The sequence below is a fragment of the Reyranella sp. genome, from assembly GCF_017305915.1.
Lineage (GTDB): Bacteria > Pseudomonadota > Alphaproteobacteria > Reyranellales > Reyranellaceae > Reyranella.
Genome location: NZ_JAFKJN010000019.1, coordinates 30880 through 47536 on the forward strand (window position 1 = coordinate 30880; position 16657 = coordinate 47536).

Annotated in this window: 16 protein-coding genes; 8 read left to right on the forward strand and 8 right to left on the reverse strand. The window is 69.4% G+C overall.

What is annotated here, in order from left to right; genetic code table 11:
• The first annotated feature begins 66 nt into the window (after positions 1-66).
• From J0J01_RS19225 to J0J01_RS19240, 4 genes are all read left to right on the forward strand, one after another.
• Complete coding sequence (locus J0J01_RS19225; protein WP_296383511.1) at positions 67-1311, forward strand: MFS transporter; 1245 nt, start codon at positions 67-69, stop codon at positions 1309-1311.
• Positions 1312-1394: 83 nt separating this feature from the next.
• Positions 1395-4289 (forward strand): excinuclease ABC subunit UvrA, encoded by a 2895-nt coding sequence (gene uvrA, locus J0J01_RS19230; RefSeq protein WP_296383512.1) that lies wholly within the window; start codon positions 1395-1397, stop codon positions 4287-4289.
• 3 nt (positions 4290-4292) lie between these two features.
• Positions 4293-4913 carry a helix-turn-helix domain-containing protein gene (locus J0J01_RS19235; RefSeq protein WP_296383514.1) on the forward strand — a complete coding sequence of 207 codons (621 nt, stop codon included), beginning with the start codon at positions 4293-4295 and terminating at the stop codon, positions 4911-4913.
• A gap of 51 nt (positions 4914-4964) precedes the next feature.
• Entirely contained in the window at positions 4965-5462 is a 498-nt protein-coding gene (locus J0J01_RS19240) for a cupin domain-containing protein (protein WP_296383516.1), read from the forward strand.
• Here the strand turns inward: J0J01_RS19240 and J0J01_RS19245 are convergent.
• Genes J0J01_RS19245 through pdxH form a run of 4 tightly spaced genes read right to left on the reverse strand, consistent with a single transcriptional unit; the run spans position 5452 to position 9381 of the window.
• The gene (locus J0J01_RS19245; protein WP_296383518.1) at positions 5452-6459 is read right to left on the reverse strand and encodes a hypothetical protein; all 1008 of its coding nucleotides are present in this window, start codon (positions 6457-6459) and stop codon (positions 5452-5454) included. The genes J0J01_RS19240 and J0J01_RS19245 overlap by 11 nt on opposite strands.
• Positions 6444-7880: a bifunctional aminoglycoside phosphotransferase/ATP-binding protein gene (locus J0J01_RS19250; RefSeq protein WP_296383520.1), complete on the reverse strand. Its 1437-nt coding sequence runs from the start codon at positions 7878-7880 to the stop codon at positions 6444-6446. Before J0J01_RS19250 ends, J0J01_RS19245 begins: the two co-directional genes overlap by 16 nt.
• Complete coding sequence (locus J0J01_RS19255; RefSeq protein WP_296383522.1) at positions 7877-8779, reverse strand: cation diffusion facilitator family transporter; 903 nt, start codon at positions 8777-8779, stop codon at positions 7877-7879. Before J0J01_RS19255 ends, J0J01_RS19250 begins: the two co-directional genes overlap by 4 nt.
• A gap of 8 nt (positions 8780-8787) precedes the next feature.
• Positions 8788-9381: a pyridoxamine 5'-phosphate oxidase gene (gene pdxH / locus J0J01_RS19260; protein ID WP_296383523.1), complete on the reverse strand. Its 594-nt coding sequence runs from the start codon at positions 9379-9381 to the stop codon at positions 8788-8790.
• Positions 9382-9460: 79 nt separating this feature from the next.
• On the opposite strand from pdxH, the gene fabI reads away from it, so the two are divergent.
• Genes fabI through J0J01_RS19280 form a run of 4 tightly spaced genes read left to right on the forward strand, consistent with a single transcriptional unit; the run spans position 9461 to position 13674 of the window.
• Positions 9461-10297 (forward strand): enoyl-ACP reductase FabI, encoded by an 837-nt coding sequence (fabI, locus tag J0J01_RS19265; RefSeq protein ID WP_296383525.1) that lies wholly within the window; start codon positions 9461-9463, stop codon positions 10295-10297.
• 15 nt (positions 10298-10312) lie between these two features.
• Positions 10313-11383, forward strand: a complete 1071-nt coding sequence (aroC, locus tag J0J01_RS19270) for a chorismate synthase (protein ID WP_296383528.1) — start codon at positions 10313-10315, stop codon at positions 11381-11383.
• Positions 11374-11898, forward strand: coding sequence for a hypothetical protein (locus tag J0J01_RS19275; protein ID WP_296383529.1), 525 nt, complete (start codon positions 11374-11376; stop codon positions 11896-11898). The genes aroC and J0J01_RS19275 overlap by 10 nt, the downstream gene beginning before the upstream one ends.
• A gap of 18 nt (positions 11899-11916) precedes the next feature.
• On the forward strand, positions 11917-13674 hold the full coding sequence (locus J0J01_RS19280; protein ID WP_296383532.1) for a S49 family peptidase: 1758 nt from the start codon (positions 11917-11919) through the stop codon (positions 13672-13674).
• 20 nt (positions 13675-13694) lie between these two features.
• Here the strand turns inward: J0J01_RS19280 and J0J01_RS19285 are convergent, their stop codons facing one another.
• The 4 genes from J0J01_RS19285 to J0J01_RS19300 form a co-directional block, all read right to left on the reverse strand.
• Complete coding sequence (locus J0J01_RS19285) at positions 13695-14135, reverse strand: hypothetical protein (RefSeq protein WP_296383534.1); 441 nt, start codon at positions 14133-14135, stop codon at positions 13695-13697.
• Between the two features lie 160 nt (positions 14136-14295).
• Entirely contained in the window at positions 14296-15390 is a 1095-nt protein-coding gene (locus J0J01_RS19290; protein WP_296383536.1) for a hypothetical protein, read from the reverse strand.
• Positions 15387-15866: a 2'-5' RNA ligase family protein gene (locus J0J01_RS19295; protein WP_296383538.1), complete on the reverse strand. Its 480-nt coding sequence runs from the start codon at positions 15864-15866 to the stop codon at positions 15387-15389. The genes J0J01_RS19290 and J0J01_RS19295 overlap by 4 nt, the downstream gene beginning before the upstream one ends.
• Position 15867: 1 nt before the next feature.
• On the reverse strand, positions 15868-16623 hold the full coding sequence (locus tag J0J01_RS19300; protein ID WP_296383790.1) for a DUF169 domain-containing protein: 756 nt from the start codon (positions 16621-16623) through the stop codon (positions 15868-15870).
• Positions 16624-16657: the final 34 nt, after the last annotated feature.

Genomic DNA, 16657 nt, shown 5'->3' on the forward strand with positions numbered 1-16657 from the left:
TTTGGCTCATACCGCCCCTCTGCGAATTCATTGGTCCGCACCGACGCGCACCGTAAGCTCCGCGCCATGAAGGACGCGTTCCACGTTCCGCAGGTTTCGCGCGGCCAAGCCTACGCCATGCTGGGCGGCGCCGCGCTGATGATGACCATCGCCATGGGTGTGCGGCAGAACCTCGGCCTGTTCCAGGCGCCGGCCTCGCACGATCTCGGCATCGCCATCTCCGACTTCGCCCTCGCCGTCTCGGTGCAGCAGGTGGCGTGGGGCGTCAGCCAGCCGTTCGTCGGCGCCATCGCCGACAAGTACGGCACGCGATGGGTGACCCTGATCGGCAGCCTCATTTACATCGTCGGCGTGATCCTGACCGCGACGGCGACCAGCCAGTTGCCGATCGTGATCGGTGCCGGCGTGATGATCGGCGTGGCGCTGGCCTGCACCAGCTCCGGCATCACCGCCAACATCGCCGCCCGCGTGGTGGCGCCGCACCGCCGCACCCTCGCTTTCGGGCTCGTCTCTGCCGCCGGCTCGATCGGCACCATGATCACCGCGCCGATCGCGGCGCACTTCCTCAACACCGAGGGCTGGCGCGCCGGCCTGTGGGCCTTCGTGGTCATCGCGCTGGCCATGCTGCCGGCCGCCTTCGTCGGCAGCAAAGCCGACCGCCTGCCCAACAGCCGCGTCGCCGACCGCAACCTCACCATCCTCGACGCCCTCGACGAGGCGCGGCGGCACAAGGGCTACATCGTGATGTCGATGGCCTTCTTCGTCTGCGGCCTGCAACTCGTCTTCCTGACCACCCACCTGCCGACCTACCTCGCGCAGTGCGGCATGGATGCGAGCTACAGCGCCACCGTGCTGATGCTGATCGGCGGCTTCAACATCCTGAGCTCCTGGCTGTTCGGCTGGCTGGGCGACCGCTATCCCAAGCGCCTGCTGCTGGGCGGCCTCTATTTGATGCGCTCGGCGACCATCGCCGCCTTCTTCATGTACCCGCCGACGCCGGTCACAGTGGTGCTGTTCGGCGCCGCCATGGGCACGCTGTGGCTGGGCGTCATCCCGCTGGTCAACGGGCTGGTGGTCCAGATCTTCGGCCTGCGCTTCCTGTCGACCCTGACCGGCATCGCCTTTCTCAGCCACCAGGCGGGCTCGTTCCTCGGCGCCTGGGGCGGCGGCTACCTGTTCGACCTGATGGGCTCCTACGACCTCGCCTGGAAGATCGGCGTCCTGATCGGCCTGATCGCGGGCACCCTGCAATTGCTGATGAACGACAGGCCGACCGAGCGGGTGCTGGCCATGGAAGCCCCAGCCGAGTGACAATTCCTGACAGGTAGGGTGGAAATTTCCGCTGTGGATAGCCACATGCGCGGCTCCCCCGCCGCGCGCTATTCTCACCGGACATGGCCAAGTCATCCCGCTTACCCGCCGCTGCCGAGCCGCACCGCTTCATCTCGATTCGCGGGGCGCGCGAGCACAATCTGAAGAACGTCGACCTCGACCTGCCGCGCGACCGGCTGGTGGTGATCACCGGCCTCTCGGGCTCGGGCAAGTCGTCGCTCGCCTTCGACACGGTCTACGCCGAGGGCCAGCGGCGCTACGTCGAGAGCCTGTCGGCCTACGCCCGCCAGTTCCTCGAGCTGATGCAGAAGCCCGACGTCGATTCGATCGAGGGCCTGTCGCCGGCGATCTCGATCGAGCAGAAGACGACCTCGCGCAATCCGCGCTCGACGGTCGGCACGGTCACCGAGATCTACGACTATCTGCGCCTCTTGTTCGCGCGCGTCGGCATTCCCTACTCGCCGGCGACCGGCCTGCCGATCGAGAGCCAGACCGTCTCCCAGATGGTCGACCGGGTGAAGGCGATGGCCGAGGGCACGCGCCTCTACCTGATGGCGCCGATCGTGCGCGGCCGGAAGGGCGAGTACCGCAAGGAGCTGCAGGAGCTGCGGAAGAAGGGCTTCCAGCGGGTCAAGATCGACGGCAAGCTTCATGAGATCACCGAGGCTCCGGCGCTCGACAAGAAGTACAAGCACGACATCGATGTGGTCGTCGACCGCATCGTCGTGAAGCCGGACCTCGGCAATCGCCTCGCCGATTCGATCGAGACCGCGCTCAACCTCGCCGAGGGCCTCGCGGTGGCGGAGAACGCCGACACCGGCGAGCGCACCGTCTTCTCCTCGCGCTTCGCCTGCCCGGTCTCCGGCTTCACCATCGAGGAGATCGAGCCGCGCCTCTTCTCCTTCAACGCGCCGCAGGGCGCCTGCCCGGCCTGCGACGGCCTCGGCGTGAAGATGTTCTTCGATCCCGAGATGGTGGTGCCGGACGACCGCCTGTCGCTCGCCGAGGGCGCGGTCGCACCGTGGGCCGACAGCTCGGGCCAGTACTACCTGCAGACGCTCGAGAGCATCGCCAAGCACTTCAAGGTCAAGATGTCGGTGCCGTGGAAGGATCTTCCGAAGAAGGTCCGCGACGTCATCCTGAACGGCAGCAACGGCGAATCGATCGCCATGCGCTACGACGACGGCATCCGGCAGTACCAGACGACCAAGCCGTTCGAGGGCGTGATCCCCAACCTCGACCGCCGCTGGAAGGAAACCGATTCGTCGTGGGTGCGCGAGGACCTCGAGCGCTTCCAGCACGAGGCCAAGTGCGAGACCTGCAACGGCGCGCGCCTCAAGCCCGAGGCGCTGGCGGTCAAGATCGCCGGCCTCAACATCAGCCAGACCACCGAGTTCTCGATCGGCGACGCGGTGAAGTGGTTCCTCGAGCTCGATCCCAAGCTGACGCCCAAGCAGCGCGAGATCGCCGCCCGCATCCTCAAGGAGATCAACGAGCGGCTGGGCTTCCTCGATAATGTCGGCCTCAGCTACCTGACGCTGAACCGCACCTCCGGCACGCTGTCCGGCGGCGAGAGCCAGCGCATCCGGCTGGCGTCGCAGATCGGCTCCGGGCTCACGGGCGTGCTGTACGTGCTCGACGAGCCGTCGATCGGCCTGCACCAGCGCGACAACGATCGCCTCTTGAAGACGCTCACCCGCCTGCGCGACCTCGGCAACACCGTGCTGGTGGTCGAGCATGACGAGGATGCGATCCGCGCCGCCGACCATCTGGTCGACATGGGCCCCGGTGCCGGCGCGCATGGCGGCACGGTGATCGCCGAGGGCACGCCCGAGGAGGTGATGCAGAACAGCGCCAGCCTGACCGGCCAGTACCTGTCGGGCTTCCGCCAGATCCCGATCCCGAAGAACCGCCGCGAGCCCAAGAACACCGGCAACCGCTGGCTGACGGTCAAGGGCGCCAAGGCCAACAACCTGCAGAACGTCACCGCGAGCATCCCGCTCGGCACCTTCACCTGCGTCACCGGCGTGTCGGGCAGCGGCAAGAGCACGCTGATCGTCGAGACGCTCTACAAGGCCCTGGCCAAGAAGCTGAACGGCGCGCGCGAGCATGCCGGCGAGCATTCCGGCCTCGACGGCGTCGGCCATCTCGACAAGATCGTCGACATCGACCAGTCGCCGATCGGCCGCACGCCGCGCTCCAACCCGGCGACCTACACCGGCGCCTTCTCGCCGATCCGCGACTGGTTCTCCCAGCTCCCGGAATCGACCGAGCGCGGCTACAAGCCCGGCCGTTTCTCGTTCAACGTCAAGGGCGGACGCTGCGAGGCCTGCCAGGGCGACGGCGTGATGAAGATCGAGATGCACTTCCTGCCGGACGTCTACGTCCAGTGCGACGTCTGCAAGGGCAAGCGCTACAATCGCGAGACGCTCGATATCCACTTCCGCGGCAAGTCGATCGCCGATGTGCTCGACATGACGGTCGACGAGGGCGTCGAGTTCTTCAAGGCCGTGCCGGTGATCCGCGACAAGCTGCTGACGCTGCAGCAGGTCGGTCTCGGCTACATCCATATCGGCCAGCAGGCGACGACCTTGTCGGGCGGCGAGGCCCAGCGCGTCAAGCTCGCCAAGGAGCTGTCGCGCCGCGCCACCGGCCGCACGCTCTACATCCTCGACGAGCCGACCACCGGCCTGCATTTCGAGGACGTGCGCAAGCTGCTCGAGGTGCTGCATCGGCTGGTCGAGACCGGCAACACGGTGCTGGTGATCGAGCACAATCTCGAGGTCATCAAGACCGCCGACTGGATCCTCGATCTCGGCCCCGACGGCGGCACCGGCGGCGGCCGGATGGTTGCCGAAGGACCGCCCGAGGAGGTCGTGAAGGTGCCGGACAGCTACACCGGCCAGTACCTCGCCCGCATGCTGCCGCGCAGCGCGGCGGCCAAGAAGCGAGCCTGATCCTTGCCCGGCCTGCGGACCTCGCTGGCCGTCGATCGCGACATCGAGACCATCGCGGGCCCTCGCGCGCCCTGGCGTTTCCGCCTGCACTATCACGCCGGCGACGAGATCGTACGGCTGCTCGCCGGACGAGCGCGGCTGAGGCTTCCGGATGGCGCGCGTGACGTTTGTGCTGGCGAGACGGTCGTCATTCCCGCGGGCACGATCCATCGCTTCGAGCCGGTCGATGACGAAGGCTGGTCCTTCGCCTCGGACTTCGTGGTCCGAAGCGACGACGCGCGCGATCGTCTTCCGTCCGTCCATCAGCCGCTCGCGGCACGGGCGATCGCCGAGCTGGCGGGGCGCGACACGTTGCGCAGCGACACTGAAGAGGTGGCGAGCGCTTGCGGCGTCTCGGCCGGCCACCTGTCGCGCACCTTCCAGCGCGTCACCGGCTCGGGCCTGCACAACTTCCATGTCGTCATCGTGCTGCAGAAAGCCAAGGCCCGGCTGCGCGAGGGCGCGCCGCTTGCCGGGGCGGCGCTGGACGCCGGCTTCTACGACCAGGCGCATCTGACGCGGGAGTTCGTGCGCACCTACGGCTTCACGCCGAAGGCCTACCAGTCGGCCTGGACGGCGCACTGACCGGTCAGTTCCATCCAAGACGCTGAAGCGGCGCCCCGCCATGCTCGCGACATGACCACCGCCCCGCGCTTCACCGTCGTCCACGCTGCCGATCGCCGGACCTACTGGATCGGCGGCCAGCGCCAGTCCCTGATCATCGACGCCGCCGAGACGGCCAACCGATACGCCCTGTCGCACTCGACCGTCGCGGTCGGCGGCGGTGCGGCCGAGCACAGCCACAGCCGGGAGGCTGAAGCCTTCTATGTGATCGCCGGCGCGCTCCGCTTCTCGCTCGAGGGCGAGACGGTCGTCCTCGGCAAGGGCGCCCTGCTGCACGCCGAGCCGGGGCTCAACTACAGCTTCGAGGCGCTCGCCCCCGAGCCGGCCGAGGTCCTGATCCTTTATGCGCCGGCCGGGCTCGAGCGCTTCATCGCCGAAGCCGGCATCGCCGATCCCGCCGACCCCGCGCAGGCGCCGCAGGCCTACGCCCGCTCGATCGACGAGGCGGGGCAGGTTTTTGCCGCCGCGCCGGCCTACGGCGTGACCTATACGGCCGCGACTAAGCGCTGACATAGCGCGTCACCGCGGTCGCGCGCGCCGCGCTGCCGCTGCCGTCGGGTTCCCAGCCGGCGACCACGAGGCGGCCGGTCGCCGGCGACATCTCGACCGACACTCGGGTGGTTTCGTTCAGGACCGGATGCGCCACCCAAGCCTCGTCGTCGGCGTCGCGGCCCGCCCACGCGGCGAGCGCGGCGCGGCGTCGGCGGTTGTTGTCGACCGGCGTGCCGGTGCCGCAGCAGCGCGGCCGCCAGCCCGGACGGTCCTCCTGCCAGGCGTTGGCGACCGCGGTGTCGTCGCGATAGGTGCGCGACCCGGCACCGCCGCGTTCGATGACCAGGCGCTCGCCCGGCCGGCAGCCGACCAGCGTGAACAGGACCGGCCGAGCGACCGGTGCCGTCTCCAGCAGAAAAAGCGCCTCGTCGAACGAGCGGCAGGTGTCGAAGACCTGCCGCAGCAGATGCTCCGGCGGCAGAGCGCGCGCGCGCAGGCCCGCCAGCGCATTGAGCGCATAGTCCAGCCACAGCATCGCGTAAAACGGCATGCGCCGGCGCATCGGCGCCTGGTTGATCGCGGCGGCGAACCGTCCGGGCGCGACGGCCGTCAGGACTCCGACGAAGCCGGGCCAAGTGACGTTCAGGTATTCGCCCGCGTCGCCGTGCCGATGCATGATCTCGACCAGACGGCCAAGGCCGGGGAACGGCCAGTCGAGCGTTCGGCGCAGGCGCGGGCAATCGGCGGTCTCGTCGGCGAGCGCAGTGCAGCCGAACAGGTAGGCGCCGTGCAGCAGCCAGGTGCCGGGCTGCTTCAGGGCCCGCGCGATGTCGTCGATCTCGCCGGCATAGGGCGTGCAGCGCCGCATCCAGCGCCTGACGATCGGATCGCCGAGCCGTGCGAGGACATGGCCGAACGGCAGCCAGCCGAGGCAAGCGTCACGTACCGTGAGCGCACGATCGACGCGCAGCTCGCCCGCTTCCAGCAGGGGCACCGGTTTCAGTTGCGGCGCCATGTGATCTCACCGGGGTCTTGATCGAACTGGCGCGCGACGACGGCGGCCGTGGCATCCGAGGCATCGCCCTTGCGCTTGGCGACGCGGGCCTGCGCCACCTCCTTCGGCACGTCGAGCCACAGGCCGTCGAACGGCACGCCGACCCTTTGCGCCAGCGCTTCGGCCGAGTGGCGCTCGGCGGGTTTGTCGAAGACGGCGTCGAGCACGACGCTGTGGCCCGCCCGGAGTGCCTGCTCGGCGCGCTCGCGCATCGCGGCATAGACCTTGGCCGAGGCTTCGGGCGTGTAGCTGCCGGCGGGCATGCGGTCCTCCAGCGCGATGCCGGCGAGGCGCTTGCGCTCGACGTCGCTGCGCACGACGACGGCGCCGGGCACGCGGCCGATCTCGGGCGCGAGCTGGAGTGCCCGCGTGGTCTTGCCGCTGCCCGACAGGCCGCCGATCGCCGTCAGGCGCGGCGGCAGAGGGTGCAGGAACGACAGCGCCACCTTCTGGTAGTCGCGGGCGCGTGACGTGTCGCCGTTGCTCACCGCAGCGGCCTGCGCGTCGACGAAGGCGCGGATCGAGGCACGGCGCGACAAGAACATCGGCAGCAGCGCCAGCGCCTCGTGATGCGGCGCGGACGGCAGCTCGGCGATGCGCCAGATCCATTCGTTGAGCAGCCGGTTGGCGAGCGGCTGCAGCTTGCGTTCGCACAGATCCATCAATGCGAACGACAGGTCATAGAGCACGTCGATGTTGGCGATGCGCTCGGAGAACTCTATTGCATCGAACGGCACCGGCTTGCCGTCGATCAGCACGATGTTGCGCAGATGCAGGTCGCCATGGCAGCGGCGGATCGCGCCCGCCTCGACCCGCCGCGCCACCACGTCGATGTACGGCTCCAGCGCGGCGGGCATCTTCTGCGCCAGCGTCTCGCTGGTCGCGGGATCGAGCCGCTCGCCCTGCTCGCGCATCTGGCGGATGTCGGCCGCGACCGAATGGCGATAGTCGTCGGGCCGGCCGAAACCGTCGCGGATCGGCGCCAGGCCGTCGTGATAGCGGGCGATGCGCGCGCCGAGGGCGGCCATCAGCGCCGGCGTGAGCTGGCCGCGCTCGGCCATGCGGTCGAGCAGCCCGTCCTCGTCGAACCGGCGCATCACCACGACCCAGTCGTCGTCGCCCGCCGGCTCGACGCCGAGATAGATCTCGGGCGCCAGCCGCCGGTTGATACAGACCTCGGCCTCGCACATGGTGCGGCGCCGCTCGGCGGTCGAGAAATCCATGTAGGGGAACTTCACCGCCCGCTTCAGCTTGTAGGCGCGGTCGCCCGCCAGGAAGACCACGGCGCCGTGGGTGTCGATTCGCTTGGCCGGCGCCAGGCGCTTTTCCAGCGCGGCGATGGTGGCCGACTGGTCCTCGACGACGAAGCTCGGCTTGCTCATGACGAGGGATCGCGGGGATGACGCTCGGCGACGCCGAGCGGATCGACATGCAGGATGACCTCGGCCTCGGGGAAGGCGCGCTCGATCTCCGCCTCGATGCGGTCGCCGATCGCGTGCGCCGGCACGAAACCCAGCGTCGGGTCGAGCTCGATATGGAGCTGGATGAACTTGGTGAGGCCCGACGAGCGCGTGCGCAAATCGTGGACGCCCCGCACCTCGGGATGCGCCCTGGCGATGTCGATCACCTTCTGCCGCTCGGCCTGCGGCAGCTCGCGATCCATCAGCACGTCGAGCGAGCCGCGCGCCACGCCCCAGGCGCCATGCATCAGATAGAGCGCCACCAGGCCCGCGACGACGGTGTCGATCATCGGCTCCTCGAACCGGCTCGAAAAGTAGATCGCCGCGCCGGCCGCCAGGGTGCTGACGAGGTCGGTGAGGTAGTGCGCACGGTCGGCGGCGATGGCGATCGACTTGGTGCGCCGCGCCACGTAGGTCTGGAAGGAGACCAGCCCGATGGTGATGAGAAGCGCCACCGCGCTCATGGCGATGCCGATCTCCTCCTCGCGCACCTGCTGCGGCCGCAGCAGCCGGTCGGCCACGGTCAGCAGCAGCGCGCCGCCCGACGCGGTGATGAAGCCGGCCTGGGCAAGTCCCGCCAGTGCCTCGGCCTTGCCGTGGCCGAAGCGGTGCTCGGCGTCGGCCGGCGTCAGCGCCGTGCGCACGGCGAAGAAGGTGATCAACGAGCTCACCAGATCGAGCGCCGAATCGACCAGCGACGACAGCATGCTGACCGAGCCGGTCAGCAGCCACGCCACGGTCTTGCCCGCGACCATCAGCACCGCCACCCCCGTCGAGGCGACGGTCGCTGCCTTCATCAGGCGCTCGGTGTCGGCAGCCATCGAGGGCCTCAGGGGTAGAGCGTGCGGGTTGCCCAGGGTTCGGCAGGCGACGGGCGGCTGTACTCCAGACGGTCGTGCAGCCGGAACGGTTGATCCTGCCAGAATTCGATCAGCGAGGGCTGCAGGCGGAAGCCCGACCAGTGCGGCGGCCGTGGTATCTTGCCCACCAGGTAGCGGGTGCCGAACTCGGCCACCTTCCTCTCCAGCGCGAACCGGCCCTCGAGCGGCCGCGACTGGTCCGAGGCCCAGGCGCCAATCTGGCTGCCGCGCTGCCGGGTGGCGAAGTAGGCGTCGGCCTCCTCCGGCGAGGTTTCCGTGACCGGCCCCTCGAGCCGCACCTGCCGGCGCAGCGACTTCCAGTGGAACAGCATCGCCGCCTTGGGATGCGTGATCAGTTGCAGGCCCTTGCGGCTTTCGTAGTTGGTATAGAAGACGAAGCCCTCGGCATCGAAGCCCTTCAGCAGCACCATGCGCAGCGACGGCATGCCGTCCGGCCCGACCGTGGCGAGCGCCAGCGCCGACGGATCGTTCGGCTCGGTCTTCTCCGCCTCCCCATACCAGACGGCGAAAAGCGCCAGCGGATCGGCTGTTTGCTTGATCATGACCACAATATGCAGGGCAGGAAGGCCTTCCACCACCGCCATCTTGTCCCGCACGCGCTGCCCCGCTAAGAACGACCCCATGACCTCTGCCGCACAACTCATGGCCGGAAAAAAGGGCCTGATCATGGGCGTCGCCAACGAGCGCTCGATCGCCTGGGCGATTTCCAAGGCCTGCCACGACGCCGGCGCCAAGCTCGCCTTCACCTTCCAGGGCGATGCGCTGGAGAAACGCGTGCGGCCGCTGGCCAGGACTGTCGACAGCGAGATCGTCATGCCCTGCGACGTCACCGACGCCGCCAGCATCGACGCCACCTTCGCCGAGATCGAGAAGAAGTGGGGCGGCCTGGACTTCCTGGTCCACGCCATCGCCTTCTCCGACAAGACGCAGCTCAAAGGCCGCTACCTCGACACCACGCCCGACAACTTCGCGCTGACCATGAACGTGAGCTGCTACTCCTTCACCGCGGTGGCGCAGCGCGCCGTGCCGCTGATGAAGGACGGCGGCAGCCTGCTCACCCTCACCTACTACGGCGCCGAGCGGGTGATCCCGCACTACAACGTCATGGGCGTCGCCAAGGCGGCGCTCGAGGCGAGCGTGCGCTACCTCGCGATGGACCTCGGCGAGCAGAAGATCCGGGTCAACGCCATCTCCGCCGGCCCGATCAAGACGCTGGCCTTCTCCGGCATCGGCGACGCCCGCTACATCCTGCGCTGGAACGAGCTCAACTCGCCGCTCAAGCGCAACGTCGAGCCCAAGGAGGTCGGCAATGCCGGCCTCTACCTTCTGTCCGACATGGGTACCGGCGTGACCGGTGAAGTGATGCACGTCGATGCCGGCTACCACGTCGTCGGCATGGTCAAGACCTCGTCCGCGAAGCAGATCGCCGAATTGCTCGGCAACTTCGAAGGCGAGTAGATCGGAGGCCGGTTCATGGCCGGCAGCAGCTTCGGCACCCTCTTCAAGTTCACCAGCTGGGGCGAAAGCCACGGCCCTGCGATCGGCTGCATCGTCGACGGCGCACCGCCGCGCCTGCCGCTGAGCGAGGCCGACATCCAGGTCTGGATGGACAAGCGCCGCCCCGGGCAGTCGCGCTTCGTCACCCAGCGGCAGGAGCCGGACACGGTGAAGATCCTGTCCGGCGTGTTCGAGGGCGTCACCACCGGCACGCCGATCGCGCTGCACATCGACAATGTCGACCAGCGCAGCCGCGACTACGGCGAGATCAAGGACCAGTTCCGCCCCAGCCACGCCGACTACACCTACTTCAAGAAATACGGCGTGCGCGACTACCGCGGCGGCGGCCGGCAGTCGGCGCGCGAGACGGCGGTGCGCGTCGCCGCCGGCGCGATCGCCCGCAAGGTCCTGGGCGACAACGTCAAGGTGCGCGGCGCCGTCGTGCAACTGGGCACCCAGACGATCGATCGCGGCCATTGGGACTGGGACGCCACCGGCGACAATCCCTTCTGGTGCCCCGACCGCCAGGCGGCGCAGGGCTGGGAAGGCTACCTCGACGACGTGCGCAAGCGCGGCAGCTCGGTCGGCGCGGTGATCGAGGTCATAGCCTCCGGTGTGCCGGTCGGCCTGGGCGATCCGGTCTACGACAAGCTCGATGCCGATCTCGCCAAGGGACTGATGAGCATCAACGCCGTCAAGGGCGTCGAGATCGGCGACGGCTTCGCCACCGCGGCGATGAGCGGCGAGGAGAACGCCGACGAGATGCGCATGCAGGACGGCCAGCCGGTGTTCCTGGCCAACCATGCCGGCGGCATCCTGGGCGGCATCTCGACCGGCCAGGACATCGTCTGCCGGCTGGCGGTGAAGCCGACCAGCTCGATCCTTCATCCGGTGCGCAGCGTCGACCGGTTCGGCAACGAGGTCGAACTGCGCACCAAGGGCCGCCATGACCCGTGCGTCGGCATCCGCGCCACGCCGGTGGCCGAGGCGATGATGGCGTGCGTGCTGGCCGATCATCTGCTGCGCCACCGCGCGCAATGCGCTTGATGCAGGCCCGCTGGGGCCGCCCGCACAATCTCGGCATGGCGGTCGTCGCGATCGCCATGGTCGTCGTGGCCGTGATGCTGCTGTCGCGCGGCTCGCCGCAGGGCAAGGGCACCGACAATCCGCTGTTCGCCTTCTACCTGCTGCTCGCCGCCGCCATGGCCTTCTACGCCTGGCTCGGCTTCAACCGCTACGGCAACCGCGCGCCGCAGGTCACGATCGACCACGACGGCATCCTGCTGGGCTTCGGCCGGAACTGCCGCTTCACCTGGCGTGACATCGAATGGGTGCGGGTGCGCCGGCTGGGCGTGCGCCCGACCCTGCAGCTCGGCATCGCGCCGCAGGCCTTCGTCGCAGCCAACCTGCGGCTGTCGATGTGGAGCCTCGACGACAGCCTGCGGCCGGTGCGCGGCATGCCGGCCGCCGTCGCGGTGCGCGACAATGGGCTCGACACCCACGCGACCGCAATGCTTGACGCCGTCAAGTCGTTTCGGCCCAATCTCGTGCGTTCCCAGTAAAGCGGAGTTGTCGACACCATGCGGCGGTTCATCGTCGGCCTGCTGGCCACCATCGGCACGGTAACGGTGCTCGCGATCGCCGGCGCGGTGATCTTCGTCACCACCGGCCCGCTGGCGCCCAAGGCCCTGCCCGAGTCCATGGTGCTGTCGCTCGACCTGCGGCGCATGCCGAGCGAGCGCAGCGCCGGCGGCGTGCTGGGCAGCCTGTGGCGCGACAAGCAGGATCTCGTCGACACCGTGCAACTGCTCTGGCAGGCGGCCGACGATCCGCGCGTGGTCGGGCTCTATGTCGAGATCGGCGACGACGCTGCCGGTTTGGGCCGCGTCCAGGAGCTGCGCCAGGCGATCGCCCGCTTCCGTGGCAAGGGCAAGTTCGCGGTCGGCTTCGCCGAGGGGCTGGGCGGCAACGGCGACCATTTCGCCGACTACTATCTCGCCTCGGCGCTCGACCAGATCTGGCTGCAGCCGAGCGGCGGCTTCGCGGTGATGGGGCTGGCGGTCGAATCGCCCTTCCTGCGCGGCGGGCTGGACAAGCTCGGCGTCAAGGTCGAGGGCGGCAAACGCTGGGAATACAAGAGCGCGCCCGATTCCTTCACCGAGACCGGTTTCACCGCATCGGCGCGCGAGAACCTGCAGCAGCTGATCGACGGGCTGTACGGGCAGTTCATCGACGACGTGGCGCGCGAGCGCAAGCTGCCCTCGGCCAAGCTGAAGCAGCTGATCGACTCGGCACCGTTCGAATCCGAGCGCGCCGAGAAGGAAGGGCTGGTCGACAAGCTCGGCTATCGCACCGACGCCATGGACGCGGTCTGGCAGCGCGCCGGCTCGACGCGCGAACTGGTGACGCTGTCGGAGTACGGCGGCGACGACAAGCGGCCGCGGCCGAACGGCGACGTCATCGCCCTGGTGCGCGCGGTCGGCACCATCACCTCCGATTCGGGCGACGACGGCCTGCTCGGCGACGATTCGCGCGCCACCGCCGAGGACGTGGTCGACGCGCTCGATTCGGCCTCGCGCGCCAAGCAGGTGAAGGCGATCGTGCTGCGCATCGATTCGCCCGGCGGCACCTACCCGGCGGCCGACGCCATGGCCGACGCCGTGGCGCGCGCCCGCAGCGCCGGCAAGCCGGTCGTGGTCTCGATGGGCGACGTCGCGGCCTCCGGCGGCTACCTTGCGGCCGTGCGCGCCGACGTGATCGTCGCCCAGCCCGCCACCATCACCGGCTCGATCGGCGTGTTCGGCATCTGGCCGGTCGCGACCGAGCTGCTGACGACGCTCGGCGTGAACGTCGAGCGTCTCGCCACCGGCCCGAACGCCGGCATGTACTCGACCTTCCGGCCGCCGAGCGCGACGCAGCGCCAGGCGATCAACCGCGTGCTCGACGTGATCTACGCCGATTTCACCAAACAGGTCGGCGAAGCGCGCAAGCTCGACGCCGCCAAGCTCGACGCCGCCGCGCGCGGCCGCGTCTTCACCGGCGTCGACGCCAAGCGCGCCGGGCTGGTCGACGAGCTCGGCGGGCTGCAGCTCGCGCTCAGCATCGCCAAGGCCAAGGCCGGCATCGACGAGGGCCAGCCGATCCGCGTCCGCCGTTTCCCGGCCGAGAGCGACCGGCTGCAGAAGATCGTCGACCGCGTGCTGCGCCTGGTCGGCGTCGATGTCCGCGCGCCCGCGATCCGCGCGCCGCGCGAGATCCGCGAGGCGCTGGCGCGGCTCGGCATCTCGGCGCGGCAGGGCAATGTCCGCCTGCCGCCGCTGCCGCCGCTCTGGAGATAGCGCCGGGGCCGTCACCGGTTTCATGCCGTTTTCGCCGTTTTTGGCAGGCCCACCGTTTCGGCCTGGTAGTCGGCGCGGCGCATCTGCTCCTGCAGCGCCTTGAAGACGCGCACGGTCGCCTGCGCGTCCTGTGGGGTGATGTCGCCGTTCATCATCGCCTGCGCGAGCGTCGCGTGCTCGCCCAGCAGGTTGCGCAGGCCGTCGCCCGACGGCGGCTCGAGCTCGATCGGGCGATGGCGCCGCACCGGCCAGACGCGCTGCAGCACCAGCTCGGTGGCGCGCAGGTTGCCGCGGCGCGCCCGCTCGATGGTGGCGCTCATCAGCTCGTGCGCGACCTCGCTGCCGACGCGATCGAGCTCGATCGCCGTGGTGCTGACGGGATTGCGCGGCCGGCCGGGACCGCCGGGATGGCCCTTGGCGAAGCGGCCGTTGGATTGACGAAAATCGGAAGTGTCTGACATGTGCGTTCTCCTCAGTGGCTGCAGGAGAATACGCACCGCCCTTTCAGGGACCTATTATGGGCAATGGACGCGAGAAAACAGGGCCTTTTCCGCGGTCGAAAACCCGTTCCATTGCCCATAATGCGCGTCGCCAGGGACGAGTTATCCCCAGAAGCCCGCGCTACCGCCGCTCGCTCAGCAGCGCGTCGATCGCGTGGCCCATCGTCCAGGCATTGGCCAGTGTGACGGCGTTGAAGTCGACATGGCCGAGCTCGTCGACCAGGAACAGCGACACGCGCGCGTTCGACGCCGCGGCGGCCAGCGCCTGGCTCTCGCTGTAGGGCACCAGCGGATCGCCGCGGCCATGCACCAGGATGAGATGGCTGCGCAGCGTCGACAGATCGTAGAGCGCGAGATTGAGCGCGTCGATCTCGCGCCGCACCCGCTCGGGCAGCGCCGCGACCAGCGGCGTCACCGCATCGGGGTCCTGGTTCTCGACCAGCGCCAGCACGGCCTGTCCGTCGGGGCCGAGCCGGGCGGCGAGCGCCGGGATGTCGGCGCCGCCGCGGAAGCGCGCCATGGCGATGGCCTGCAGCACGGCCGCGTCGTTAGGATCGTCGAGCCGGCCGGCATTGGCGAGCAGGAAGGCCCAGCGGCCATAATCGTTCGGCGCCACCCGGTACTCGCGCGCGTCGCCGAGCGGCCGGAAGACGCCGGTGGTGACGAAGCGGATCGCCGCCTCCGCGTCGTGGTAGCCGCCGATGCCGACGATGAACTGCGGCTGGGTCTCGAGCGCGGCGATCACCGCCGGCGCCACCGCGTAGGAGACTGCGGCAACGCCGAGCGGCTGGCCGGGCTGCCATTGCCGCAACTGGCGCAGCGCCGAGGCGACGCGGTCGGCATCGACCTTCGACAAAGCGAGCCGGCGCACCTCCGGCAGTTCCGGCACCAGCACGACGAAGCCGGCGCGCGCGAAGCTGCGGGCGAGCGCCTGCAGCCGCGGCTCGTCGCGGCCCAGCACGGCGGCGCCCGGCACCAGCACCAAAGCGGCGCGCACGCGGCCGGCCGGGGCATAGACGTCGCCCTCGCCGTCGGCCCACTTCGCCGGATATTCGCGCGGCCGATCGGTCACCCTCTGCCACAGGGTCGGCTGTCCGCCGGCCGCGACGTCCCACATGATCAGCGCCGCCTCGGTCCAGGCGACCGGCCGGCCAAAGGCGAACAGCGCCGCCACCGCGAGCAGCAGCGCGAGGCCGAGCCGACGCAGCACTCTCACTCGAGCCGCACCGTCAGCAAGGTATCGAGGCCCTGGTCGGTGCGCTGGAGCAGCGCCAGCGCCTCGACCCGGCCGTGGATCGGCAGGTGCTGGCGCCCGACGATGCGCGCCACCTGCTCGGCCTCGGCGGCACGCGCGAACAGGCCGAGCGTGATGTGAGGCTCGAACGGCACCGGGCCAGGCGTCGGATTGAGCGCGTCGTAAAGCTCGGTGAGCTCGGCCGCGCCGTCGGACGGCTCGGCAAAGAGGTAATGATCGTGCCGCGCGATGCGGTCGATCAGGAACCAGAACGGGCGGCGGTCGATCGTTGCGAGCGCCTCGCGAAGCGCCGGCTCGCGCTCGGCCGGCGCGCCGAACACCAGGGTGAAATGCGGGCCGATCATCTCGGCCTCGCTTGAATGGTACTGCGCCCGGAGGCGACGCAAGGCCGTGTCGTCCGCCTCGCTCAGCAGCGGCCAGGCGACGACATAGAGCACGTCAGCCGTAGCTCTTGGCCATGCCGAAGGCCGGGTCCATCGCCGCGCCATAGGGCGGGAACGGATAGCGCAGGCCGTTCTTGCCGAGATGGCCCATGCCCTCGATGGCGCGCAGGAACTCGTCGGGCGGGCAGGCCATCAGCAGCTCGTCGTCGGCGACGCCGCCGTAGCGGCGCTCGGCGTAGCACGGCAGCGACAGCGAGGTCTGGCGCGTGGCGAGAGCGCGGCCCCACGAATCGGCGCAGGCGCTCTCGCCGGTGACGGTGAAGTCGTAGCGGCGGTAGCGATGGAACTGCAGGCCGTTGATGAAATAGATCATCTGGCCGGGCGTGCCGTAGAACAGGCAGATGTCCGGCGGATCGAGCCGCGCCGAGCGCAGCGGCGACACGACGAGGCCGTTGTAGGTGCCGTCGGGCACGCGCGGCATCTGCGCCTGGTGCGCGGCCGAGGCCTCCTTGTTGCCGAACCATACGCCGTTCATGTGGTCGCCCGACAGGAAGCCCTCGCCCGGATGATTGAGGCCGACCACGCCGCCGCAATTGCCGCCGCGGGTGTTGTCGACGGTGATGCCGAGCGTGAAGCCGTACCAGCGCGACTGGGTCACCATCTGGCACATGGTGAACTTGAAGCCGTCGGTCGGCTTGCGCACGCCCTGGATCTTCTCCATGTCGGCCGGGTTCTCGAACAGCTTCATGCCGATCGGCTGGGTGCGGATGCGCAAGAGGTCGATCAGCTTGGCCGAGGCCTCGCCCAGCATCTTGGCCGTGATCTGCTCGGGTGGCGCCCAGGGG

What these genes read in the sequence shown, in the direction of transcription:
- J0J01_RS19225 (WP_296383511.1), top strand. Translation starts at nt 67, where the DNA reads ATGAAGGACGCGTTCCACGTTCCGCAGGTTTCGCGCGGCCAAGCCTAC.
- uvrA (WP_296383512.1), top strand. Translation starts at nt 1,395, where the DNA reads ATGGCCAAGTCATCCCGCTTACCCGCCGCTGCCGAGCCGCACCGCTTC.
- J0J01_RS19240 (WP_296383516.1), top strand. Translation starts at nt 4,965, where the DNA reads ATGACCACCGCCCCGCGCTTCACCGTCGTCCACGCTGCCGATCGCCGG.
- J0J01_RS19245 (WP_296383518.1), bottom strand. Translation starts at nt 6,459, where the DNA reads ATGGCGCCGCAACTGAAACCGGTGCCCCTGCTGGAAGCGGGCGAGCTG.
- J0J01_RS19250 (WP_296383520.1), bottom strand. Translation starts at nt 7,880, where the DNA reads ATGAGCAAGCCGAGCTTCGTCGTCGAGGACCAGTCGGCCACCATCGCC.
- J0J01_RS19255 (WP_296383522.1), bottom strand. Translation starts at nt 8,779, where the DNA reads ATGGCTGCCGACACCGAGCGCCTGATGAAGGCAGCGACCGTCGCCTCG.
- pdxH (WP_296383523.1), bottom strand. Translation starts at nt 9,381, where the DNA reads ATGATCAAGCAAACAGCCGATCCGCTGGCGCTTTTCGCCGTCTGGTAT.
- fabI (WP_296383525.1), top strand. Translation starts at nt 9,461, where the DNA reads ATGACCTCTGCCGCACAACTCATGGCCGGAAAAAAGGGCCTGATCATG.
- aroC (WP_296383528.1), top strand. Translation starts at nt 10,313, where the DNA reads ATGGCCGGCAGCAGCTTCGGCACCCTCTTCAAGTTCACCAGCTGGGGC.
- J0J01_RS19275 (WP_296383529.1), top strand. Translation starts at nt 11,374, where the DNA reads ATGCGCTTGATGCAGGCCCGCTGGGGCCGCCCGCACAATCTCGGCATG.
- J0J01_RS19280 (WP_296383532.1), top strand. Translation starts at nt 11,917, where the DNA reads ATGCGGCGGTTCATCGTCGGCCTGCTGGCCACCATCGGCACGGTAACG.
- J0J01_RS19285 (WP_296383534.1), bottom strand. Translation starts at nt 14,135, where the DNA reads ATGTCAGACACTTCCGATTTTCGTCAATCCAACGGCCGCTTCGCCAAG.
- J0J01_RS19300 (WP_296383790.1), bottom strand. Translation starts at nt 16,623, where the DNA reads ATGCTGGGCGAGGCCTCGGCCAAGCTGATCGACCTCTTGCGCATCCGC.